The 22,405-nt window shown below is 66.9% G+C and carries 23 protein-coding genes; 14 read left to right on the forward strand and 9 right to left on the reverse strand.

The window, feature by feature from the left end; genetic code table 11:
• From ACFC4D_RS01940 to ACFC4D_RS01960, 5 genes are all read left to right on the forward strand, one after another.
• Window positions 1-390 carry an STAS domain-containing protein gene (locus tag ACFC4D_RS01940; protein ID WP_364633865.1) on the forward strand — a complete coding sequence of 130 codons (390 nt, stop codon included), beginning with the start codon at window positions 1-3 and terminating at the stop codon, window positions 388-390.
• Complete coding sequence (locus tag ACFC4D_RS01945) at window positions 380-793, forward strand: ATP-binding protein (protein WP_364633863.1); 414 nt, start codon at window positions 380-382, stop codon at window positions 791-793. Before ACFC4D_RS01940 ends, ACFC4D_RS01945 begins: the two co-directional genes overlap by 11 nt.
• Window positions 786-1,442: a SpoIIE family protein phosphatase gene (locus ACFC4D_RS01950; RefSeq protein ID WP_375967617.1), complete on the forward strand. Its 657-nt coding sequence runs from the start codon at window positions 786-788 to the stop codon at window positions 1,440-1,442. The genes ACFC4D_RS01945 and ACFC4D_RS01950 overlap by 8 nt, the downstream gene beginning before the upstream one ends.
• A complete protein-coding gene (locus tag ACFC4D_RS01955) occupies window positions 1,439-3,739 on the forward strand; it encodes a SpoIIE family protein phosphatase (protein ID WP_376061253.1) in 2,301 nt (766 codons plus the stop codon). The genes ACFC4D_RS01950 and ACFC4D_RS01955 overlap by 4 nt, the downstream gene beginning before the upstream one ends.
• A 191-nt stretch (window positions 3,740-3,930) precedes the next feature.
• Window positions 3,931-4,266, forward strand: coding sequence for an STAS domain-containing protein (locus ACFC4D_RS01960; RefSeq protein ID WP_364635985.1), 336 nt, complete (start codon window positions 3,931-3,933; stop codon window positions 4,264-4,266).
• Window positions 4,267-4,365: 99 nt separating this feature from the next.
• Here the strand turns inward: ACFC4D_RS01960 and ACFC4D_RS01965 are convergent, their stop codons facing one another.
• Complete coding sequence (locus ACFC4D_RS01965) at window positions 4,366-5,406, reverse strand: LLM class F420-dependent oxidoreductase (protein ID WP_375967621.1); 1,041 nt, start codon at window positions 5,404-5,406, stop codon at window positions 4,366-4,368.
• Between the two features lie 155 nt (window positions 5,407-5,561).
• On the opposite strand from ACFC4D_RS01965, the gene ACFC4D_RS01970 reads away from it, so the two are divergent.
• The gene (locus tag ACFC4D_RS01970) at window positions 5,562-6,212 is read left to right on the forward strand and encodes a cyclodeaminase/cyclohydrolase family protein (RefSeq protein ID WP_375967623.1); all 651 of its coding nucleotides are present in this window, start codon (window positions 5,562-5,564) and stop codon (window positions 6,210-6,212) included.
• Window positions 6,213-6,342: 130 nt separating this feature from the next.
• On the forward strand, window positions 6,343-7,092 hold the full coding sequence (locus ACFC4D_RS01975; protein ID WP_376061255.1) for a L,D-transpeptidase family protein: 750 nt from the start codon (window positions 6,343-6,345) through the stop codon (window positions 7,090-7,092).
• A gap of 54 nt (window positions 7,093-7,146) precedes the next feature.
• Here ACFC4D_RS01975 and ACFC4D_RS01980 read toward each other — a convergent pair whose 3' ends face one another.
• Window positions 7,147-7,995, reverse strand: coding sequence for a bifunctional 5,10-methylenetetrahydrofolate dehydrogenase/5,10-methenyltetrahydrofolate cyclohydrolase (locus tag ACFC4D_RS01980; RefSeq protein ID WP_375967627.1), 849 nt, complete (start codon window positions 7,993-7,995; stop codon window positions 7,147-7,149).
• A gap of 288 nt (window positions 7,996-8,283) precedes the next feature.
• On the opposite strand from ACFC4D_RS01980, the gene ACFC4D_RS01985 reads away from it, so the two are divergent.
• The 3 genes from ACFC4D_RS01985 to ACFC4D_RS01995 all read left to right on the forward strand — a co-directional run bounded on the left by ACFC4D_RS01985 (window position 8,284) and on the right by ACFC4D_RS01995 (window position 10,801).
• On the forward strand, window positions 8,284-9,144 hold the full coding sequence (locus ACFC4D_RS01985; protein ID WP_364633849.1) for a YdcF family protein: 861 nt from the start codon (window positions 8,284-8,286) through the stop codon (window positions 9,142-9,144).
• 74 nt (window positions 9,145-9,218) lie between these two features.
• Complete coding sequence (locus tag ACFC4D_RS01990; RefSeq protein ID WP_376061256.1) at window positions 9,219-10,091, forward strand: putative protein N(5)-glutamine methyltransferase; 873 nt, start codon at window positions 9,219-9,221, stop codon at window positions 10,089-10,091.
• The gene (locus tag ACFC4D_RS01995) at window positions 10,088-10,801 is read left to right on the forward strand and encodes an HAD family hydrolase (RefSeq protein ID WP_376061257.1); all 714 of its coding nucleotides are present in this window, start codon (window positions 10,088-10,090) and stop codon (window positions 10,799-10,801) included. The genes ACFC4D_RS01990 and ACFC4D_RS01995 overlap by 4 nt, the downstream gene beginning before the upstream one ends.
• Before the next feature lie 53 nt (window positions 10,802-10,854).
• On the opposite strand, the gene ACFC4D_RS02000 is transcribed toward ACFC4D_RS01995, so the two are convergent.
• Together ACFC4D_RS02000 and ACFC4D_RS02005 are read right to left on the reverse strand one after the other, a co-directional pair.
• Window positions 10,855-11,679, reverse strand: a complete 825-nt coding sequence (locus ACFC4D_RS02000) for an SDR family NAD(P)-dependent oxidoreductase (protein WP_376061258.1) — start codon at window positions 11,677-11,679, stop codon at window positions 10,855-10,857.
• A gap of 33 nt (window positions 11,680-11,712) precedes the next feature.
• Window positions 11,713-13,284, reverse strand: a complete 1,572-nt coding sequence (locus tag ACFC4D_RS02005; RefSeq protein WP_364633841.1) for a succinic semialdehyde dehydrogenase — start codon at window positions 13,282-13,284, stop codon at window positions 11,713-11,715.
• A 135-nt stretch (window positions 13,285-13,419) separates the two neighbouring features.
• Between ACFC4D_RS02005 and ACFC4D_RS02010 the strand changes: the two genes are divergently transcribed.
• Together ACFC4D_RS02010 and ACFC4D_RS02015 are read left to right on the forward strand one after the other, a co-directional pair.
• Window positions 13,420-14,085 carry a TetR/AcrR family transcriptional regulator gene (locus ACFC4D_RS02010; protein ID WP_364633839.1) on the forward strand — a complete coding sequence of 222 codons (666 nt, stop codon included), beginning with the start codon at window positions 13,420-13,422 and terminating at the stop codon, window positions 14,083-14,085.
• A 44-nt stretch (window positions 14,086-14,129) separates the two neighbouring features.
• Window positions 14,130-14,885 (forward strand): tRNA-dependent cyclodipeptide synthase, encoded by a 756-nt coding sequence (locus ACFC4D_RS02015; protein ID WP_376061259.1) that lies wholly within the window; start codon window positions 14,130-14,132, stop codon window positions 14,883-14,885.
• Here the strand turns inward: ACFC4D_RS02015 and ACFC4D_RS02020 are convergent.
• A complete protein-coding gene (locus tag ACFC4D_RS02020; RefSeq protein WP_376061261.1) occupies window positions 14,802-15,359 on the reverse strand; it encodes a TetR/AcrR family transcriptional regulator in 558 nt (185 codons plus the stop codon). The genes ACFC4D_RS02015 and ACFC4D_RS02020 overlap by 84 nt on opposite strands.
• A 111-nt stretch (window positions 15,360-15,470) precedes the next feature.
• Here ACFC4D_RS02020 and ACFC4D_RS02025 point away from each other — a divergent pair, with 111 nt between their 5' ends.
• Window positions 15,471-16,430 (forward strand): oxidoreductase, encoded by a 960-nt coding sequence (locus ACFC4D_RS02025; RefSeq protein WP_376061262.1) that lies wholly within the window; start codon window positions 15,471-15,473, stop codon window positions 16,428-16,430.
• A gap of 117 nt (window positions 16,431-16,547) precedes the next feature.
• Complete coding sequence (locus ACFC4D_RS02030; protein ID WP_376061263.1) at window positions 16,548-17,015, forward strand: hypothetical protein; 468 nt, start codon at window positions 16,548-16,550, stop codon at window positions 17,013-17,015.
• Here the strand turns inward: ACFC4D_RS02030 and hutG are convergent.
• The 4 genes from hutG to hutU are packed head-to-tail and all read right to left on the reverse strand — an operon-like array spanning window position 17,012 to window position 22,308.
• Entirely contained in the window at window positions 17,012-17,968 is a 957-nt protein-coding gene (gene hutG, locus ACFC4D_RS02035) for a formimidoylglutamase (protein ID WP_376061264.1), read from the reverse strand. The two genes, ACFC4D_RS02030 and hutG, sit on opposite strands and share 4 nt — an antisense overlap.
• On the reverse strand, window positions 17,965-19,185 hold the full coding sequence (gene hutI, locus ACFC4D_RS02040; RefSeq protein ID WP_376061266.1) for an imidazolonepropionase: 1,221 nt from the start codon (window positions 19,183-19,185) through the stop codon (window positions 17,965-17,967). The genes hutG and hutI overlap by 4 nt, the downstream gene beginning before the upstream one ends.
• Window positions 19,163-20,593, reverse strand: coding sequence for a cytosine permease (locus ACFC4D_RS02045; protein ID WP_364633828.1), 1,431 nt, complete (start codon window positions 20,591-20,593; stop codon window positions 19,163-19,165). Before ACFC4D_RS02045 ends, hutI begins: the two co-directional genes overlap by 23 nt.
• Before the next feature lie 35 nt (window positions 20,594-20,628).
• Complete coding sequence (gene hutU / locus ACFC4D_RS02050) at window positions 20,629-22,308, reverse strand: urocanate hydratase (protein WP_364633826.1); 1,680 nt, start codon at window positions 22,306-22,308, stop codon at window positions 20,629-20,631.
• Between the last annotated feature and the right edge of the window lie 97 nt (window positions 22,309-22,405).

Consider the following 22,405-nt stretch of genomic DNA (forward strand, 5'->3'; position numbering starts at 1 on the left):
ATGCCGGTACCCATTCTGAAGCAAGGCACCTATCTGATCGCGTCGGTGCAGTCCGCACTCACCGACGCCGATACCGAACGCCTGCAAGACGATCTGATGAAATACGTCAGTAAGTATCGAGCACAGGGCATCATCGTCGATGTCACCGCAATCGACGTAATGGACTCCTTTGCCGCGAGATCACTGCGTACCATCGCCCACATGACCAAGCTGCGCGGCGCGGAGACGGTCATCGTCGGTCTGCAACCCGAGGTCGCTTTCGCGATGGTGCAACTCGGCCTCACCTTCGAAGGTATGCATACCGCACTGGATCTGGAGGAAGGGCTGGCCTGGCTCAACCACAAGATCAGTAATCGGGGCCAGCGAGACGGTCGTGATCGTGGCCGCTGAAGTCATGGTGATCGCGGTGAAGGTGTCCAACGACATCGTGACCGCTCGGCAGGCGGGGCTGGAGCTGGCAAGCACTCTCGGCTTCTCGCTATCCGATCGCACCATGATCGCCACCGCGATCTCCGAAGTGGCGCGCAATATCACCAGTTATGCGGGCACCGGCGAGATCAGGCTCGCGGTCGGCGAACGGGAAGGCCGCCGCTCGATGGTGGTGCAGGCCCAGGATCAGGGGCCGGGAATCATCGATATCGATCGCGCGCTGGAAGACGGCTATTCCACCGGACGCGGTCTGGGACTTGGTCTTCCGGGTGCGCGCCGGCTGATGGACGGCCTCGTCATCACCTCCAAACCCGGGCACGGCACGCTCGTGGAGATGTGGAAGTGGGTGCCGCGCAATGCGTGAGGACGGGTTCATCGGCACGGTCGAATGGGCCGTCGCCGGGCGTGCCCTCCCCGGGCAACGCGTCTCCGGGGACCGCTCCGTCATTCTCGACGCGGGCGGCGGCTCAGTGCTTTTCGCGGTCCTGGACGGACTCGGACACGGCGCGGCGGCGGCGGACGCGGCCGATCGCGCGGCCCAGGTGCTGTCCGAAAACCGCGCCGAGCCTTTGGATGTGCTGATTCTGCTGTGTCATCGCGCCATGTCCGACACCCGCGGCGCGGCGGTATCGCTGGCGCTCTTCGATGCCGGTGATCGACTGACCTGGCTCGGTGTCGGCAATGTCGAATCCCGCATTGTCGCGGCGGCTCCCGGCAAACCGGCGATTCGCGCGGCGGCCCTGCTGTCCGGCGGCATCGTCGGCTATCTGCTGCCGCCGAATCTGCAATCGCAGACCGTGCCGATCCGACCGGGCGATCTACTGCTCATGTCCACCGACGGCATCACCAGCGACTACTCCGACGGAATCGATTTGGCCAAGCCGACTTCCGAGATCACCGCCGATATTCTGGCGCGGCACGCCAAGGACACCGACGACGCGATCGTGCTCGCGGCCCGCCATCGCGGGCATACGGTGCGATCCCTGCACTCACCACCGGAGCACCACGCATGAGTTCGGCGCTGGCGGCCTTCCGCGACGCGTACACCGGTGCGCTGCGGCTGCATCTGCGCGCACCCAATCAGAACACCCTGGCCGAAGGCTATGAACTCGGGCGGCGCGCGCTGGTCGAGGGCGTGAGCATTCTCGATCTCACCGAACACCACTTCCGGATTCTGGAAGAGCAGGGCATGGCCCCGGTCAGCGATGACGAACGTGCCGAGGCCGCACTGGAATTCCTATTGCAGACCATGGCCGCGCTGGACGTGGCCACCCGCGGCTTCCTGGACGGCACCCGCCGGTATGAGCAACAGCGTTCGCGCGCGGACGATCTCGCGGGCCGCGACGCCTTCCGCACCGCGCTGGTGGAATCGCTGCAGGACGGTTTCTTCGTGGTGGACGCGGATGGCACGCTGGTGGAGGTCAATACGGCCTTCGGCGCGCTCACCGGGTACGGCCCCGATGGCGTGCCCTATCCGCTCCCCCATCCGTGGACCGTGGCCGAAGCGCCGCGCTATCCGGATCTGGGCACCGACGCCGCGCGCTTCGTCATGCCGATTCGCCATCGCGACGGCCGCCGCCTCTGGCTGGCCGTCTCCACCAGTTCACTGGTGAAACCCGAGAACGGCGAACGCATTTTCGTCGGCACCATTCGCGATGTGACCGCCGAACACGACGCCCAGGCCCGCGATCAGGCGGTCTCGCGGCTGGCCACCGCGGTCGGCGCGGCCACCAGCGTGGTCGAGGTGCTCACCGTCGGCCTGGAGGAATTGCGCCGGGCGGTCGGCGCGGAATCCGCGGTGGTATCGGTCTGGCCCAATCGCCATACCGGTCCGGAACTCTATGTCTCCGAAGACAATCCGCAGCTGGAGACGGTCGCCGCCGGAGGTATCGCACTGCGATCCGGTGCGAGCGCGGACCCGATTCCGCTGGGCGGCAGGGAATCCCGGCAGGTGCTCGATGCCCGCGCCCGAGCCCTGCTGGATCGGGCGCGACTGCGGCCCGGCCGCACCATGTTCGCGATTCCCGAGGGCGCGTCGAGTTCGGAGGGCATTGTCGCCCCGCTCGGCGAGGCCGGGGATTCGGCGCTGTGGCTGCGATTCGCCACGCCCCGCGCCATCGCCCCCGAGGATTGGGCGCTGTTCTCGCTGCTGGTGGGGCATTTGAGCCTGGCGGTGCAGCGGGCGCGCAACTTCGATCAGGCGCGCTCGACCTCGCTGACGCTACAGCGCGCCATGCTCGGCCCGATCGAATTGCCGCCGCGCTTCTCGGTGCATTACGAACCCGCCCTGCCGCCATTGGAAATCGGCGGCGACTGGTACGACGTGGTGCGCCTGGCGGACGGCACCATGGGCGTGGTGGTCGGCGACTGTGTCGGTCGAGGGCTGTCCGCAGCCGTCGTCATGGGCCAATTGCGCACCGCCGCACGCGCATTGCTGCTACGCGGGGCCGGACCGGCGCAGTTGCTCGCCGAACTGGACACCGTCGCCGCCCGCATTCCCGGCGCCATGTGCACCACCGTCTGCGCCGCCATCCTGGATCCCGTGCGCGGTCTGGTGCGCTATTCCAGTGCCGGGCATATGCCGCCGGTGCTGGCCGAACCCGGTACGCGCGGAAGGCTTCTCGAAGGCGGGCGGGCGGTGCCGCTGGCCACCTTCGATCCGCCGCGCCGTCCCGAGGCCACCACCGCGCTGGCCCCCGGCTCCACCCTGGTGCTGTTCACCGACGGCCTGGTCGAACAGCGCGGTGTCGATATCGATGATCGCTTCGTCGAGCTCGCCGACGAATTGACCGGCGTCGCTGGACAATTGCCGCGCGAGGTGGCCGATTCGGTGCTGTCCCGGCTACGCCCGGCGGGCGGCTACGACGATGACGTGGCGCTGGTGGTCTACCGCCAGCCGCCCAAACCGCTGCGTCTGGACGTGCCCGCAACCCCGAGCGAATTGTCCCGTATGCGCCGCGAACTCAAATCCTGGCTGGCCGCCGCCGCGATACCGCATGACAGGGCGGGCGATCTCATCGCGGCCGCCAATGAGGCACTGAGCAACAGCATCGAACACGCCTACCTCAACGGCGACTCCGGACGCGTCGAGCTGACCGCCGAATGTGGGCTCGACGCAGTCACTCTCATCATCACCGATACCGGTATCTGGCGGCCGCAACCTTCGGATCCCGGCCATCGCGGCCGCGGTATCGCCATGATGCGCGCCCTCACCGATGAGCTGGAGATCGATCACGCCGGACCCGGCACCCGGGTCCGCATGATCTCCCGTTTGCCCGCAGTCGCTTTCTCGGCGGCCAGTCGCGTGTGAACATGGAAGGCACATATGCGCCATTGCCTTCCTGACCAAGCAGAAACGGTGCGGTAGCTGGGTATTTCGCGATCATCCGGCAACTGAAACGAAACCGATGTCGCAGACGATGCAACATGATTGGACGGATCATGGCAGATTGTTCCAACGTGACCACTAACTCCGGAGACGCGTATCCCCCCGGCGAGACGATGACCACCACGGTCACCGTGCACGACGGCGCCACGGTCCTCGCGGTGATCGGTGAGGTCGACCTGGCGACTGCGCCCGCACTCGAGAACGCGATCGATTCGACACTGTCCGGTAAACCCGGCGCGCTCGTCATCGATCTGTCCGAGGTCAGCTTCCTGGCCTCCGCGGGCATGGCCGCCCTGGTTGCCGCCCATCAGCGCGCGGGCGGTACCCGTATCGCCGTCGTCGCCGATGGGCCCGCCACCAGCCGCCAATTGAAGATGACCAATCTGGATCAGGTGTTCGCACTGCACTCCACGCTGGACCAGGCGCTCACCGCACTCACCGAGAACTGAGCTCCGGCACATTCGAGAATCGAGTTCGGGCACAGACGAATCGAGCCCCGCCGCGACGGTCGCGGCGGGGCTCAGCTCTGGTACGGGGTCGGTACGGAATCAGTCGCAGATGGCGCGCAGCTGCTCGATCAGCTTGACCCGATCGGCGGGCGTGGCGGCCAGCGGCACCACATTGAGCGCGGTCACCCCGGCCTCGCGGAACGCGGCCACGCGCTCCTTGACGAAACCGGCCGAACCGATCAGGCAGACATCGCGCACCAGATCATCCGGCACCGCCTTGGCGGCCTCATCCTTTTTGCCCTGCAGGAACAGTTCCTGGATGCGATCGGCCTCGGCGCCGTAGCCGTACTTGGTGGCCAGGGTGTGATAGAAGTTCTTGCCCTTGGCGCCCATACCGCCGATGTACAGCGCCAGATGCGGCTTCACGAATTCGCGCAGCGGCTCCACGTCATCGCCGATGGCGAGCGCGGGCCCGGCGAACACCTCGAGTTTGCCCAGGGACGGATCACGCTTGGCCAGACCGGCTTTGAGCGAATCACCCCAGATGTCATCGGCCTTCTCCGGCAGGAAGAAGATCGGCTGCCAGCCCTCGGCGAGTTCGGCGGCGAGCTCCACATTCTTCGGGCCCAGCGCCGCGAGCAGCACCGGAATGTTCTCGCGCACAGGGTGATTGATCAGCTTGAGCGGCTTGCCCAGCCCGGTGCCCTGCCCCTCGGGCAGCGGAATGTTGTAGTACTTGCCCTGGTACTCCAGGCGTTCGCGCTTCCACACCTTGCGGCAGATCTCCAGCGCCTCGCGGGTGCGGCCGATCGGCGCGTCATAGGGCACGCCGTGGAAGCCCTCGATCACCTGCGGGCCGGACGCGCCCAGACCCAGAATGAACCGGCCGTCCGAGACGTAATCCAGACCTGCGGCCGTCATGGCCGTCAGCGTGGGCGTGCGGGTGTACAGCTGCAGAATGCCCGACGCGAGCTGCACCCGTTCGGTCTTGGCGGCCAGATAGCCGAGCGCGCTCACCGCGTCGAACGAGTACGCCTCGGGCACGAAGACGATATCCAGGCCCGCCCGTTCGAGGTCGGCGACCTCGGCGGCTACCTCTTTGAAGCCGTCCGTGTAGTTGATCGATAGACCGATACGCATGACCCGGACCTTACCGATCTGCTCGACGCCCGCTCACACGGGCCGGGTCCGGACGAACCCGGCGGACGGCCCAGCGACGGCCGAGCCACCGCGCACCGGTACCGTTAGCGGCGAATCTCGCTCGATCACACGCACTCTCAAGGAGGCCATTCCTCATGACTCAGGACGCCGCGCAGACCGGCACCAGCTTCGGTGACTCGACCCTGCAGGGCTACCTGGATGAGCTGGCCGCCAAGGTGCCCGCGCCGGGTGGCGGCGCGGTGGCCGCGCTGCACGCCGCGCAGGGGGCCGCGCTGGTCGCCATGGTGGCGCGCTACACCACCCGCGCCAAGGACGCCGAGAACCGGCCGGTCATCGATCGCATCATCGTGGCGGCCGATATCGCCCGTGATCGCGCGCTGGCGCTGGCCGATGCCGATGCCGCCGCCTTCACCGCGGTCGGCGCGGCCTATAAACTGCCCAAGGAGTCCGGCGAGGAGCAGGCCGCGCGCGCCGAGGCCATTACCGCCGCCCTGCTGGGCGCGGCGCGGGTACCGGCCGCCGTGGTGGCCGCCGCCGACGAAGTCGTCTCGCTCGCAAGCGAATTGCTGCCCATCGGCAATCCGAACGTGGTCACCGATATCGGCGCGGCCGCCGATGCCGCCCGCGCCGCCGCGGCAAGTTCGCAGCTCAATATCGCCATCAATGTGGCCTCGCTCGACGCCGGGGCGGGCGCGGAGTTCGCTCCGGTGCTCACCCAGATCGAGGAGATCATCGCGCGGGCCGAGGCGCTGCACAACGACGTAGTGCTCTCGATCACCAAATAGCCCCTCGATCAGGCGTTTCCAACTTCCCACGCCGCAAACTAGGTCACGAAGCGGGAACATTTCCGGAAGAATGGGATGATCAGGTCATAGGCTGAGCCTCCAGACCACACCCTTTCGAAGGGATGGACCCATGCGGAAAGCATTGCGCCTTCTGTTCGTCGCATCGACACTCGCGGCAGCAGCCGCATTCGGCTCCGGAGCCGCGGGGGCGGTGGGTGTCTCACCCAATCTCCCGGCGGTGCAGGCGATTACGCCGGGGCCCGGTGAAACGGTCGGGATAGCCGCGCCGGTCAGGGTGCGCTTCACCGAACCCGTCGCCGATCGCGCTCGCGCCGAACAGGCCGTGAGCGTTCGCGCCGACACCTCCCTCGCCGGGCACTTCTCCTGGGTAGACGACCGACAGTTGACCTGGACTCCGGCCGCGTACCTGCCCACCTCATCGCCTATCACGGTGTCGGTGGGTCGCCTGCACACCCAGTTCGAAACCAACGGCGGCACAACGGCGGACGCGGATATGTCCGCGCACACCTTCACCGTCTCCATCGGCGGGGTACCGGTGCGCACCATGCCGGCCTCGATGGGCAAACCCGGCTGGGAGACCCCGACGGGCACCTTCCCGGTGCTGTCGCACGATCGTTCGGTGACCTTCGACTCGCGCACCATCGGCATTCCGCTGAGCGATCCGCAGGGCTATCTGATTCAAGGTGAATTCGCCGAAAGGCTCACGTGGGGAGGCGTTTACGTACACTCCGCCCCGTGGTCGGTGGATTCACAGGGCAACTCGAACGTCAGCCACGGGTGCATCAACCTCGCACCGGCCGACGCCGAGTGGTACTACGACAATGTCTCGCTCGGCGACCCCGTCACCGTCCACTGGTAGTGGGAGGAACAGGTGTGGGGGCAGGCCCCCACACCTCCTGACGCGAACGAATGATCAGCGTGCGGATTCGGCGGCCTGGACGACATGACGCATGAGCAGGGCCGTGGTGACGGGACCGACGCCACCGGGAACCGGGCTCAGGGCCGCTGCCTTGCCGGTGACGGATTCGGCATTCACATCGCCGGTGATTCCGCCGTTCTCATCCTCATTGGTGCCGACGTCGATGACCGTCGCGCCGTCCCGGATGTGCTCGGCGGTGACCAGGCCCGCGCGGCCGACCGCGGCGACGACGATATCGGCGGCCGAGGTCACGGCCGGGAGATCGGCGGTGCGGGAGTGCGCGACCGTGACGGTGGCATTCTCGGCCAGTAGCAGCTGAGCCAGCGGCTTACCGACGATATTGGAACGGCCGATCACCGCCACCAGGCGGCCTTCCAGCGGAATGCCGTGGAACTTCGCGAGCTCCACGACCGCCTCGGAGGTGGCGGGCGGGAAGCCCGGCAGGCCGGAGGCGAGCAGACCCAGCGAGAGCGGGCTGACGCCGTCCACATCCTTGGCCGCGGCGATCGCCAGACTCACATCATCGAGACCGACGCCCTTGGGCAGCGGGGTCTGCAGCATGATCGCGTCCACGGACGGGTCGGCGGACAGTTCGGTGAGCTTGGCGCGAATCTCCTCGGCGGTCGCCTCGACACCGAGATCGACGTTCTCACAAGTGATTCCATTGCGCTCGGCGGCGCGATTGAGCGACTTCACGTACCAGGTGCTGGCCGGATCGTCATTGGCGATCACCAGTGCCAGGCGAGCCGGGGCCCCGTTCTCGGTGAGCGCGGCGGCGCGGGCCTTGGTGTCGGCATTGATGGCGGCGGCGAGTTCCTTGCCGATGAGCGAAGTCGTGTCCACGGAAGTACACCCTATCGCCCGGGCGATGCCGCCCGGTAACCCGCGCACGCCCGATGGACTCGGAACCCGGGCCGTGCTGCGCGCTCACACGCGCGGGCGCGCGCCCGCGACACGCGCGCCTTCCCGCCCGTGGTGACCGTCAAACCCACGAAAATCACTTCGGCAAATACCCGACAACGGCTGTGGTCAGCCGTATTGTGTCCCCAATCGGTACCGAGCCACCAGTCAGCAAAGTGAGTAGATAACCCAGCAAGCATGCGTGACCCTCTTTCGGAAAGGTCGACAGCAGTGCAGATCGCCAGGCGTTTTCCTACAGTTCTCGCGGCGGCGGCAGCCGCCCTGACCCTGTTCGGCCCGGGCATCGCCCACGCCGACCCCGGCCCGCTCTACAACTCCGCACAGGACAATTTCACCGACGGTGACGCCGGCGCGGGACTCGCGGACCTGCGGAACCTGCTCGCCGAATCCCCCGATGACGCGCAAGCGCTTGCGCTGCAAGCCATTTGGTCCGATTACACGGGCGATCTGCTCACCCGCGAGGTGGCGCTGAACCGGCTGCAGGGCGTCGACCCGCAGCTCGCGGACCGCACCCGCAACCTCTTCCACGCCATCGGCGCGGCCGTGGGCACCCTGCCCAATCCGATTCCGGCCATCGCCGGACCGAGCACCGGCATCGCCGTGCTGGGCTACGGTCTGCTGCCCGACGGCAGCATGCGCCCCGAACTGGTGAACCGGTTGCAGGCGGCCTGGCTGCAGGCCATCGCCTCGCCCATGTCCCCGATCCTGGTCACCGGCGGCAACCCGCAGAACGGCATCACCGAGGCCGCGGCCATGCAGGGCTGGTTGATCGGCCACGGCATCCCCGCCGCCCGCATCATCGCCGACCACCGCGCGGGCTCGACCGTGCAGAACGCGCTCTACGGCGCGGATATGCTCCGCAAAGCGGGCGCGACCAGCGCGATCGTGGTCACCTCCCCCAATCACATCCGGCGCGCGGTGGCCGATTTCATCGTCGCGGGCATCCCCGTCGTCGGTGCCACCACCTCCCTGGAGCAGCTCGTCTCCCAGCTCCCCCCGCCCGCCAAGAACAGCCAGCGCGGCATCTACCTCGACGCCACCCGCACCATGCTGCTGCCCGTCGAGCGCTGATCCTCCGAGCTCCGCACCGTGCCCGTTTCGACCCGCGTGGGAACCGCGCAGGTCGGAACGGGCACAATTGCGCGGTGAGCACTACCGGAATCGATACCCTTATCGCTCGTCTGCGGACGGCCGGGTGCGTTTTCGCGGAGGACGAGGCGGCGCTGCTGATCGCGGCGGCCACCGATGACGAACAGCTGGAAACGCTGGTCGAACGCCGGATCGCGGGCTTCCCGCTGGAACATCTGCTGGGCTGGGCCGAATTCCGGGGACTCCGGGTGGCGGTCGCGCCGAATGTGTTCGTGCCCCGGCAGCGCACCGGATTCCTGGTCGAACAGGCAATCGCCCTGGGGCGCGCGATGATTCGAACCGAGAGTGCCGATCGAAACGACGAAACGACGGATGTCACCCTGAGCAGCGAACCGATGACCGTACTCGATATGTGCTGCGGCAGTGGCGCATTGGGCATGGCCTTCGCGATCGAGGCTGCGGCCGAAGGCATTCGGGTCGACTTGACCGCGACCGATATCGAGCCCGCCGCCGTGGCGTGCGCGCGAACCAATCTCGCGCCGCTCGGCGCACGAGTCGTCGAGGGTGACCTCTTCACGCCCGTGCCCGCCGAACTCCGCGGCCGAGTGCGCATCCTGCTGGCGAACACCCCGTATGTGCCGTCCGCCGCAATTGCCTCCATGCCGCCCGAGGCCCGCGATCACGAACCGCGCGTGGCCCTGGACGGCGGCGCGGACGGCCTGGACGTACTGCGCCGCATCGCGGCGGTCGCCACCGACTGGCTGGCGCCGGGCGGACATCTCCTGGTCGAGGAGAGCGAGGCACAGGCTCCGCGCGCCGTCCAGCTCATGCGCGACCACGGTCTGCACGCCCGCATCGCCGAGGATGACGAACTCGGCGCGACCGTGGTCATCGGCACCCGGCCCGCGCTATCGGGCGCGGCCGCATGAGCATTCGCGGGATTCTGTTCGATATCGACGACACTCTGATCGATTATTCGGCGACGGCTCGGGTCGGTCTGCTGCGGCATTTGCGGGCGGAGGATCTGCTGGATTACTTCCTCTCGCCCGAGGAGGCGGTGCTGCTGTGGCGGGCGCTCGAGGAGGAGGAGTATCCGCGATTCCTGGCAGGTGAGCTCACTTTCACCGGGCAGCAGCAATTGCGGACCAAGCGTTTTCTGTCCCATATCGGGGTGAAGGAGCGGGATCCGGTGGCGTGGTTCGCGCGCTATGCCGCGCGGCGCGATACCGCGTGGGCGGCCTTCCCCGATGTGCCGCCGACGCTGCGCGGACTGTCCGGGCAGGTCGCGCTCGGGGTGGTGTCCAATTCGTCGCAGGCGCATCAGCAGGGCAAGCTCGAGGCCGTGGGATTGCATGAGCATTTCGGCAATGCCGTGCTGTGCTCGGCGGAATTCGGTGCGGCCAAACCGGATCCGAGCATTTTCCTGGCGGGCTGCGCGATGATCGGCCTGCCACCGGATCAGGTCGCCTATGTCGGCGATCGCTTCGACACCGACGGCATCGGCGCGCGCGATGCGGGCCTGCGCGCCTACTGGCTCGATCGCACGGCGCGCGGGGTGGCGCATCTCGACGGCGTCACGGTGATCCCATCACTATCCGAATTGAGCGCGACGACCTTCGGGCACTTCGACCCGCACTGAGCCGAGCGCGCCGCCGGACACCGGGTCCGGCGGCGCGACATCGTGCCGAAAAGCTATTTGCGGCCCGTGAATTCGTCCATGGAGTGGTAGACGCCGACGGAGTTGAGGTAGAAGTCGCGCACCTTGAGCGGTAGCAGCCCGGAGATGGCGCGGTTCAGGCGCGAGGTCCAGGGCAGCACCACCAGCGGGGAGCCCTTCTTCATTTCCTCCCAGGAGGTGTTCACCACCTCGTCCTGTTCCAGGATCGGGGTGAACAGGAAACCCTTGGCGCCGTCGAACATTCCGGTGTTGATGTAGGTCGGGCAGACCGTGGTCACCTTCACATGCGTATTGCCGGACTGCTCCAGTTCCAGTCGCACCGAATCCGACCAGCCCAGGGCCGCCCACTTGGAGCCCGCGTACACGCTCATGCGCGGATTGGCGACCAGCGCCGCCGAGGAGGCGATGTTCAGCACCCGCGCGTCGCCGGTGCCGTTGACCATGGCGGGCAGGAATTCCAGCGTGATGTACATGGGCGCAAGGGAATTGATGGCGACGGTCTTCTCGATATCGCCGCGGTTCTCGGTCTCCCAGAAGTATCCGTTGCCGCGCACGATGCCCGCGTTGTTGATGAGCACATCGATATCGCCGACCTCACTGCGCACCGCCGCCCCGGATTCGGCGATGGCGTCGCGATCGGAAACGTCGACCACATAGTGGTGAATCCGGCTGCCGCCCAGCGCCGCCAGTTCGGTGGCGGTCTGCTTGAGCGCCTCGGCGTTGATATCCCACAGCACCACATCGGCGGCCCGTTCGCGCACCGCGCGCTCGGCGAACGATTTGCCCAGGCCCATGGCCGCGCCCGTGACCAGAACCTTCTTGCCCGCAACGTCTTTCATTACCCCGGTACCCCTTTGTCTCGAGTCAGCGAATCACTTCTGGCGCAGCGTCTTCATCACGCCCAGGAAGAGCGTCATGGTCTTGGCCCACACCTGCTCCGACATACCCGGCAGCGGGGCGATGGGCAGCATGCGCTGCACCGCGATGGTCTGGGTGTCGACGTATTTGAGCAGGCCCTCGGGACCGTGCCGGCGGCCGGTGCCGGAGATGCCGAGCCCGCCCGACGGTGCGGCGACCGAACCCCAGGCGGCGATGAAGCCCTCGTTGACGTTCACCGATCCGGCGTTCACACGGGCCGCGACCTCGCGCCCGCGCTCGGTATCCCGGCTCCACACACTGGCATTGAGCCCGTACGCGGTGTCATTGGCCTGCGCCACGGCCTCGTCGTCACTGGCGACGCGGTAGACCGAGACGACCGGGCCGAAGGTCTCCTCGCGGTACACGGTCATGCCCTCGCGCACCTCGGCCAGAATGGTGGGCTCGTAGAAGTACGGGCCGAGTTCCGGGCGGGCCTTGCCACCGGCGAGCACCTTCGCGCCCTTGCTCACCGCATCGTCGACATGCGTGCTGACGGTGTCGATCTGACGCGGGAAGGTGAGCGAGCCGATCTCGTAATCGAAATCGAGGGTCTTGCCGAGGCTCAATTCCTTGGTGTTGGCGACGAATTCGGTGATGAACTGGTCATACACCTTGTCGTGCACGTAGATTCGCTCGATCGATTCGCACAGCTGCCCGGCCGAGGCGAAGCAGGCGCGCACCGCGATCTTGGCGGCCTTGGACACATCGGCGTCTTCGAGCACCAAAAGCGGGTTCTTACCGCCCAATTCGAGCGAGTACCCGATGAGCCGCTCCCCCGCCTGCTGGGCGATGGTGCGGCCGGTGGCGCTGGAACCGGTGTAATCGACGTAGTCGGCGCGTGCGATGACCTCGGGTCCGAGCTTCGCGCCGCGACCCAGGACCGCCTGCCACAGGCCCTTGGGCAGGCCCGCGCGCTCGGCGATATCGATGGCCCACAGCAGGGTGAGCGCGGTCTGATTGTCCGGGCGGCCGATGACGGCATTACCGGCGAGCAGTGCGGGCAGCGCATCGGAAGCGCCCAGTGCGAGGGGGTAGTTCCACGGTGAGATGACCGCGACCACGCCCTTGGGCCGGTTGCGCACCTCGACCTGGGTGAGCACCGGCATGACGCCGCGCGGTTTGCGGTGTGCCAGTAGGCGTTTGCCCTCGGCGGCGTAGTAGCGGGTGTTCACCGCGACATCGGAGACCTCGTCGAACGCGTGCACGCGGGACTTACCGGTCTCGAGCTGCACGATATCGAGGATGGTGTCCTGTTCGGCGAGTACCAGATCGTGAATGCGGCGCAGCAGCGCGGCGCGCTCGCCGACCGGCGTCCTGGCCCACTCGGCCTGTGCGGTGCGGGCGGTGGCGAAGGCGGTCTCCACATCGGCGATGGAGGACTGCGGCAGATCGGCGATCTTGGCGCCGGTGGCGGGTGCGAACACCTCGACCGAGGGCGCGCCGCCCGCGACAGCGTGCGCGAGCAAGCGCTGCACCAGGTCGAACGGCAGTGCGTCAGCGGCGGCGAGCTGCGGGGCAGTCGACATTGGTCGCCCTCTCGATAGCGCCCGCGGGTCCGGCCGCGGTGCGTGGAAGCAATTTTCTGAACACCTCTGTTAGGTGAACACTAGTGTTAGATTAATGTCCGTGCCACACCCCATGTCAAGCACCTGGAGCAGTCGATGACCTCGGCCACCCCCGCCACCCGCCGCGGCCGCCCGCCGCAAACGGCCCAGCAGGCCGATCAGGTGCGCGCCCGCATCGTGCTGGCCACCGCCGACGTCTTCGCCCAGCACGGTTCGCGCGGTTTGAGTGTGGCCCGAATCATCGAGGCCGCGGGCTTGGCGCGCCCCACCTTCTACCGCTATTTCGCCAATGCGACCGAACCGCTGCACGCGGTGCTGGCCATCTCCAATGACGATCTGGTCGGCGGTATCCGCACCGCGCTCGAACGCACCGAAGAGCCGGTGCAATTGGGCATCAATATGATCGAGGCCTACCTCTACTGGGCCGACGGCCACGGCCCCATGCTCTCGCCGCTGTTCGCCGAACTCCACGATCCGGGCTCCCCCGTCTCCCCGTACCGCGAACGGGCCATGGACGATATCCGCGCCCTCATCCGCGCCAAATTCGAGAAACTCGGCCGCCCCACCCCCGCCGACCTCGACCTGGACACCTGCCTGCAAACCTGCGAATTCGTCGTCTACCGCATCTCCGCAAACGGCGAACCAACCCCGGAAACCATCGCCGCGGCCCGCCTCACCATGATTCGCAGCTGCCTGGTCACCCTCGGCAGCCGCGAAGACGTCGAATACGCCCTCACGATTCCGGGCCTATTCGCGGGCTGAGCGATCCCGCACCCGGCCGATCGCCGCTGTGCAACCATGGGGCAATGCCCATGGCGCTCGAGCTCGCCGCCCAGCCGCTCACCGCGAATTGCGCTCGACTCTTCGCGGACCGCGATCATCTGCTGCTGGGGATCAGCCCGTTCAACAGCTATTTCACCCGGGACCGCATCGCGGAACTGACCCGCTGGGCCGCGAAAGAGTTCCGGCACATCCAGTTTCACCTGCCCGATACGCCATCGATCTTCACACTGCTGGCCCTGGGCTTTCCGGAAGACAAGGCGCGCAAGCGAGCCCATGAGAACGGGCTGAAAATGCGCAATCGCATTCGGGACGCAATCACCCTGGCGGGGCTGCCCGATGCGGACTCCCGAATCGTGAATTGGGCCTACGTCGACACCGATCCGGCATTCCTCGCACTGCATCGAGAAGTGCTGGCGCTCTTCGATATCGACTCGACGTTCCGGGAGCAGTGCCTAGAAACCTCGCGAAATGTCCTGCGGCACAGGCTGCCCGCCGGTACCGAACCAGAGATCGAACAGTGCGTTATCGCCGCGCGGTACTTCCTGGCCGAACTGCCGCTGTTCCTGGATACCCCGGGAATCGTCGGCAGCGAGTCATCGCTGTACGCCTACCACCGGCGTACCCCGTTCCTGGACGCGCTCTTTCGACACGATCTCCCGATTCGGCCCAGCGCCCGGCAGGGCTATCTCACCCTGTCACCGAGCCCGGAGACCATCGCAGATGACGGACACGATCGGCTCCACCACGGTGATATCGCACGACATGGTGCCCGCCAGTAGGGCTTTCACCTCGTCGTAGCCGACGTCGGCGCGCACCGCACCGGCGCGCTGGGCATGGTCCAGCAGATCCCGTAGACGGCCGGGCATATCGTGGCCGGCTCGCTGTCCGGCGCTCTCGACGTCGAATCCCGAGCCTGCCAAGGCTTGTGCGAGGCCGCGGTGGGTCGCACCCTCGCGGACGATGGCGGCGAAGTAGGAGAAGAAGGCCGGGCCGGGTTCCTCGGTGCGGGCGAGATCGTCGGCCAATTGGACCAGTGCGGCCATGCGATCGATGAGGATCGCCGCGAACAGTTCCTCCTTGGTCGGGAAATGCCTGCTGACGGTTCCAGTGCCGACCCCGGCCCGGCGCGCGATCTCATGGACGGGCACAGACAGCCCCTCGGCGGCGAAGACCTCGGCCGCCACCCGCAGCACCGTGTCCCGATTCCGCTGGGCGTCCGCGCGCAGGGGTCGATCGTTTCGCGGGTTTTCCATAGGCGGCACAGGGCCTTTCGCATCGGACGACAAACGGGATGGCCATCCCGTATAGTCCTAACCGGGATGCGCATCCCGATTCTAACGACTCCCTCGTGATCGAAGGCACGGATGAACTCGACGACACCCGGGCAGCGCTTCAACGCCGCCCGCATTCCCGATCAGAGCGGCCGTACGGCCGTCATCACCGGGGCCAATACCGGCCTCGGCTTCGAAACCGCCCGCATGCTCGCCGAACACGGCGCGACCGTGGTGCTGGCCTGTCGCGATCTCGGCAAGGCCGCTGCCGCCGCGGCACGCATCCGGACCGCCGCACCCGCCGCGGAGGTGCGCGTCCAGCACCTGGATCTGGACTCGCTCGCCTCCATTCACGCTGCGGCCGAACAACTCCGGGCCGACCACGCGCGCATCGACCTGCTGATCAACAATGCGGGCGGTATGCGCACCCGCTACGCCGTCACCGAGGACGGCTTCGAATCGACCTTCGCCACCAACCATCTCGGCCCGTTCGCGTTCACCGGACTGCTGCTGGATCGGCTGACCACGACACCGGGATCGCGCATCGTGACGGTCAGCAGCATCGGGCATCGGCGCGGCGATATCCACTTCGACGATTTGCAGGCCGAGCGCGAATACCGGTACGGCACAGCCTATTTCCAGTCCAAACTGGCGAATCTCATGTTCACCTACGAGCTGCAGCGCAGGCTCGCGGCGGCGGGTGCGCAGACCATCGCGGTCGCCGCGCATCCCGGTAACGCGCAGACCGAATTCGGCCGCGAACTGCCCCGGATCGCACAGGTTCTGCTGCACCCCGGGGCCCGGGTCGTCACCTGGTGGCTGCTGCAGAGCGCGACCATGGGCGCACTGGCGTCCGTGCGGGCCGCGGTCGATCCCGAGGCGCGCGGCGGCGACTACTTCGGCCCGCCGGGTCGCCTCCAGTTCACCGGTTATCCGGCCAAGGTCGAATCCACCGCGAAATCCCACGATCGAGCGGCGCAACTGCGGCTGTGGGCCGAATCCGAGCGACTCACGAAGGTGACCTATCCCTTGGCGCAACGGGTGGATCACTGAGTCGCCGAGCTCGCGCGACACGCTGTCGGCGTACTCGGGGCGACGCGGTGACGCCGAGTTCGTGAATACCTTCCGCCGCCTACGGCATCGATGCCCGAAATGGACCTACCGTGGGGTATGCGTACTTTCGTACATCTGCTGCTCTTCGCCTGTGCCATCGTGATCGCCGTCGGAACCTTCGGCCCATTGCTCGGCAGCGTGAACGCGCGCGATGTCCGGCTGGGGGATCTGCGCAATGGCTTCGATGCCGGTAAGACCCTCGATCAGGTCGGTCATCAATCCGCGTCGTTCTGGTCCTCGCTGGCCGTGGTGCTGCTCGGGGTGGCGGCGGTCGTGCTGATCTCCGCGCTCGTCGGCTCGCGGGTGCTGGGCGGTCTCGGGGTGCTGGCCGGGCTGGCGGCGCTGGGCGTACTCGCCTGGCGGCTGTACGACAGCTTCGACCAGCAGCTCCGGGACGACTACCGCGATCTGCTGAACGGCAGCTGGGGCCTCTACCTGGTGGGCGGCGGATTGGTGGTGGCATTCCTGGCGCTGCTGTTCTCCCGTGAGCGCGTCCGCCCGATCGGCGCTCCCGCCGCCCGCTAGGGGTGGCGGGTCACGATGCGGTGGATGAGCCGGGCGGCGGTGCGCGCGGTGCGATTGTCGATATCCAGGCCGGGGTTGAGTTCGGCGACGTCGACCGCGATCAGCTTGCCGCTCATGGCCACTCGGTCACAGACGCGCTGAATGGTCTCCAGCGGAACGCCGTACGCCGCCGGGGCGCTGACCCCGGGGGCGACGGCGGCCGGGAGCACATCCAGATCGATGGTCAGATACAGCAGATCGACCGCGTCGAGCAGATCGGCGACGAAGGCGTCGACGAGCGCGTAATCGGCTGGGCCGCAACGATCGTCCAGTAGATAGTGCACGTCGAAGCGGTCGGCGGTGTCGAACAGCGCGCGGGTATTGCTCGGCTGGCTGATGCCGAGCACGTCGTAGCGAATGGACATGCCCGCCGCGTGTTCGGCCTCCAGTATCTGCCGGAAGGGCGTACCGGAACTCGGGGTCGCCTCGCCGCGCAGGTCGAAATGCGCGTCCAGATTGAGGATTCCGAGCCGGGTGCCCGTTCCCCGAGCCGCGGCGGCGGCCACACCAAGATAGGTTCCGTACGCGACCTCGTGTCCGCCGCCGAGCACCACCGGCAATCGGCCGGAGTCGATGGCCCCGGCGACAGCTCGGCCCAATCGGGCCTGACCGGATTCGAGATCGGCATCGGTGACCGCGACCGTTCCGGCGTCCTCGAGCAACGCCGGATCATTGAGTGCCATGGATGCCAGCGCGGCGCGCAGGGCGTGCGGACCTGCCGCCGCGCCCTGACGGCCCTTATTGCGGCGCACACCCTCATCGCTCGCGAAACCGATGAGGACACAGCGGCTTTCGGTAGCGGCCGGATCGTACGACCGGATGGCCTGATGCCACCGCAGATGCTCGGGCGTATCGCCGTCGTTGCGCCCGGTCCATGCGGCGGGCGGGATATCGACCGGAATCTCCGCGCTCATACCGCGACTCCCGGGGTGACGAGCACGCCGTCCTTCCAGACCTCGCGCACCAGCGCCACACCGGGCCGGTAGGCCAGGTGCAGGTACGAGGGTGCGTCCAGGGCAATGGCATCGGCGCGGGCACCGATGGTCAGCTGACCGATATCGTTGCGCCGCAATGCCTTCGCACCACCCATGGTCGCCGACCACACGGCTTCCGCCGGGGTCATATGCATTTCCCGCACCGCGAGGGCGATACAGAACGGCAGGCTGGTGGTGTAGCAGGTGCCCGGATTGCAATCCGCGCCCAGCGCCACCGTGACCCCGGCATCGAGCAGCGCCCGCGCGTCCGGATAGGAGTTGCGGGTGCAGAAGTCCGCACCCGGCAGCAGGGTGGCCACCGTGGAACCGCTTGCCAACGCGTCGATATCGGCGGAATTCACGTAGGTGACGTGATCGACCGAGGCCGCACCCATCTCCACCGCGAGCCGCACCCCCGGCCCCTGCCCGAGCTGATTGCCGTGCACGCGCGGGATGAGCCCGTGCGCCACACCGGCTTTCAATACCGCCCGGGACTGCTCCTCGTCGAACGCCCCGCGCTCACAGAACACATCGATCCATTTGGCGTGCGGCGCACAGGCTTCGATCATCTCATCGCACACCATCGCCACGTAGTCATCGGCGCGGCCCGCGTATTCCGGCGGCGGCACATGCGCCGCCAGCAGCGTGACCTCATCGGTGAACCGCCCCGCGACCTGTGCGCTGCGCAGTTCATCGCGGGTGGTCTGCCCGTATCCGGTCTTGCATTCCACCGTGGTGCTGCCCGAGCGCAGCGCCTCATTGAGCAGCCGCCGCACATTGGCCTCGAGCAGTCCCTCATCGGCGGCGCGGGTGGCCTCGATGGTGGTGCGGATACCGCCGGCGGTGTACGGGGTTCCGGTCATGCGGGCCGCGAATTCCTCGGCCCGCTCACCGGCGAACACCAGATGCGAATGGCTTTCCACGAATCCGGGCAGCAGCGCCCGGCCGCCGAGGTCGACGCCGTTATCGGCGGCGGGCGCGTCGGCGCTGTCGCCGATCCACACCACGCGGCCGTCGGTGAAGGCGATGGCGGCGTCGCGGCGCACACCCAGCGTGCCCTCGCCGATGGCTGGATCATTGGTGACGAGCGTTCCGATATTCGTGACGACCAGGCTGGTCACGGTCGAATTCCTTTCAGGCTCGGGCCATCTCGGCATCGGGCGGATAGATCATCTGCTCCGGCGGAGTGGCGGTGCGCTTGGCGAGCGGGTAGTAGAGCCCGGCGGTCACCACGATGCCGACGATCCAGGAGATATCCGCGCCGCCCAGCATGTCGGTGACGGGTCCGGTGTAGAACTTGGTCGCCAGGAAGGGAATCTGCACCCCGACGCCGATGAAATAGCAGGCCAGCGCGGGCACATTCCACGCTCCGTAGCGCCCGGAGGCGTCATAGAGCGCGGGAATGTCGATGCGCTCCTTGGAGATCAGGTAGTAGTCGATCAGGTTGATCGCACTCCACGGCGTGAACACCATGAGCAGCGCCAGCACGAAATTCTTGAAATTGGCCAGGAAATCCGCGCTGGCGGCAATGGCGATCAGGGTCGCCACGGTGGTGAAGCCGATGATGTAGAGCCCGCGCGCCAGGGTCGAAATGCGCGAGCGGCCTTCGAAAGCGGTCACCGTGGTGAGAATCGACATGAAACCGCCGTACGCGTTGAGTACGTTCACGGTCAGCTTGCCGGTGACGATCACCAGATAGATGAGTACCGCCACGGCGGCAGGTCCGGCGAGATCACCGATGAAACCGACCTGATCTTTCATGAACGATTTGCTCGCCACCGCGGCGATGAGCGCGCCGAAGGTCATGGACCACTGCGAGCCGATCACGGTGCCCGCGAAGGTGGACCAGAAGGTGGCCCGATCACTGGTCGAGCGCGGCAGATAGCGCGAGTAATCGGCCACATACGGTCCGAAGGTGAGCTGCCAGCCCGCGCCCAGCGAGATCGCCAGCAGGAAGGTGGCGGTCTCGAAACCCTTCACCCCGAGCTGCGCGGTCACGTCGTATTCGGCGAACAAACGGATTGCCAGATAGGTGAATCCGACAATGCCCACCACCGTGGCGATGCGGCCGACGATATGAATGAGCTTATAACCGGTGACCGCGATGAACGCGGTGAGCAGTCCGAAGATCACCATGCCCAATTTGGGGCTGTCGATATGCAGCACCTTGGCCACGGCCTGACCGGCCAATACGGTGCCGGTGGCCGCGAACCCCAGGTACATGACGATCGCCAGCAGCAAAGGCAATATCGCACCCCGCACCCCGAATTGCGCCCGGCTCGAAATCATCTGCGGCAGGCCGAGTTTCGGCCCCTGCGCGGAATGCAGCGCCATTACCGCGCCACCGGCGATATTGCCGATGAGCAGGCCGATGATGGCCCAGAGCGCGTCCGCTCCGAAAATGACCGCGAGCGCTCCATCGACAATCGCGGTGATCTGCATATTCGCCCCGAACCACAGGGTGAATTGGCTGCGCGGACTGCCGTGCCGTTCCGCATCGGGAATGACATCGATGGTGTGGCGTTCGGGGGTGAGTACGACCTCGGCGGGACCGTCGTGCGTCATGGTCTCAGCCTTTCCTGCTTGGCGACCGCGGTGGATCAGTGCTGATTCTCGGACATGGGGATGCGGACTCCGCGCGTGCGGGCCGTCTCGATGGCGTGTTCGTATCCGGCGTCGGCGTGCCGGATGACACCCATGCCCGGATCGTTGGTCAGGACGGCCTCGATCTTGCGCGCGGCCAATTCGGTGCCGTCGGCGATGATGACCTGTCCGGCGTGCATGGACCGGCCCATGCCGACGCCGCCGCCGTGATGCAGCGATACCCAGGACGCACCGGAGGCGGTATTGAGCAGCGCGTTCAGCAGCGGCCAGTCGGCAATGGCGTCCGAACCGTCCTTCATGGCCTCGGTTTCGCGGTACGGCGAGGCCACCGAACCCGAATCCAGATGATCGCGGCCGATGGCGACCGGCGCGGAAAGCTCACCGCTGGCGACCATTTCATTGAATTTGCGTCCGGCCAGATGCCGTTCGCCATAACCCAGCCAGCAGATGCGCGCGGGCAGGCCCTCGAAGGCGACCTTCTCCCCGGCCAGGGTGATCCAGCGCTTCAAATGCTCGTTGTCCGGGAACAATTCGAGGATGGCCTTATCGGTGGCGGCGATATCGGCGGGATCGCCGGACAGCGCGGCCCAGCGGAATGGGCCCAGGCCCTCTTCGAAGAGCGGGCGAATGTAGGCGGGTACGAAGCCCGGGAAATCGAAGGCGCGATCGAAGCCGCCCTTGCGGGCCTCATCGCGAATGCTGTTGCCGTAGTCGAAGACCTCGACACCGCGATCCAGGAAACCGACCATGGCGCGCACATGCGCGGCCATGGACAACTGGGCCTGTTCGGTGAACCAGACCGGATCCTTCTCGGACATGGTCTTCATATCGCCGAAGTCGACGCCGATCGGCAGGTACGCGAGCGGATCGTGCGCCGAGGTCTGATCGGTGACGATATCGATGGGGGCCTCGCGTTCGAGCAGCGCCGGAAACACCTCCGCCGCATTGCCTTCCACGCCGATGGACAGCGGCCGCCGGGCATCGCGGGCCTCGATCGCCAATTCCAGGGCGTGGTCGAGGTTGTCGGCCTTCACATCCAGGTACTTGTGCGCGATGCGCCGGTCGATGCGGGTGACATCGCAGTCGACGCAGATGGCCACGCCCTCGTTCATGGTGACCGCGAGGGGCTGGGCACCACCCATACCGCCGAGACCCGCTGTGAGGGTGATGGTTCCGGCGAGGGTGCCGCCGAATCGCTTGCGCGCCACCGCACCGAAGGTCTCATAGGTGCCCTGCAAAATGCCCTGGGTGCCGATGTAGATCCAGGATCCGGCGGTCATCTGCCCGTACATGGTGAGCCCGAGCTCTTCCAGGCGGCGGAATTCCTCCCAGTTCGCCCAGTCGCCAACGAGATTGGAGTTGGCGATGAGCACGCGCGGAGCCCATTCGTTGGTGCGGAAGACGCCGACGGGCTTCCCCGACTGCACCAGCATGGTCTCGTCGTTGTGCAGCGTCTTGAGCGTGGCGACCATGGCGTCGAAGGCTTCCCAGGACCGCGCCGCGCGGCCGGTGCCGCCGTAGACCACCAGGGCGTCCGGATGTTCGGCCACCTCCGGATCGAGATTGTTCATGAGCATGCGCAGCGCTCCCTCCTGCTGCCAGCCGAGCGTGGTGAGCTCGGGGCCGCGCGGAGCGCGCACGGGTCGGGCCTCGTGGCCCGGGGAGTTGATGTCCATGGGATTCCTCGTCCTCGGCTGTTTCGCACCTGCGGCCCGGTGACTCCGTTCGCGCTGGGCCGTGAATGTGTGCTGGATCGCATTCTGCAACAGTTGT

It is taken from the genome of Nocardia sp. NPDC056000, from assembly GCF_042269265.1.
GTDB lineage: Bacteria > Actinomycetota > Actinomycetes > Mycobacteriales > Mycobacteriaceae > Nocardia.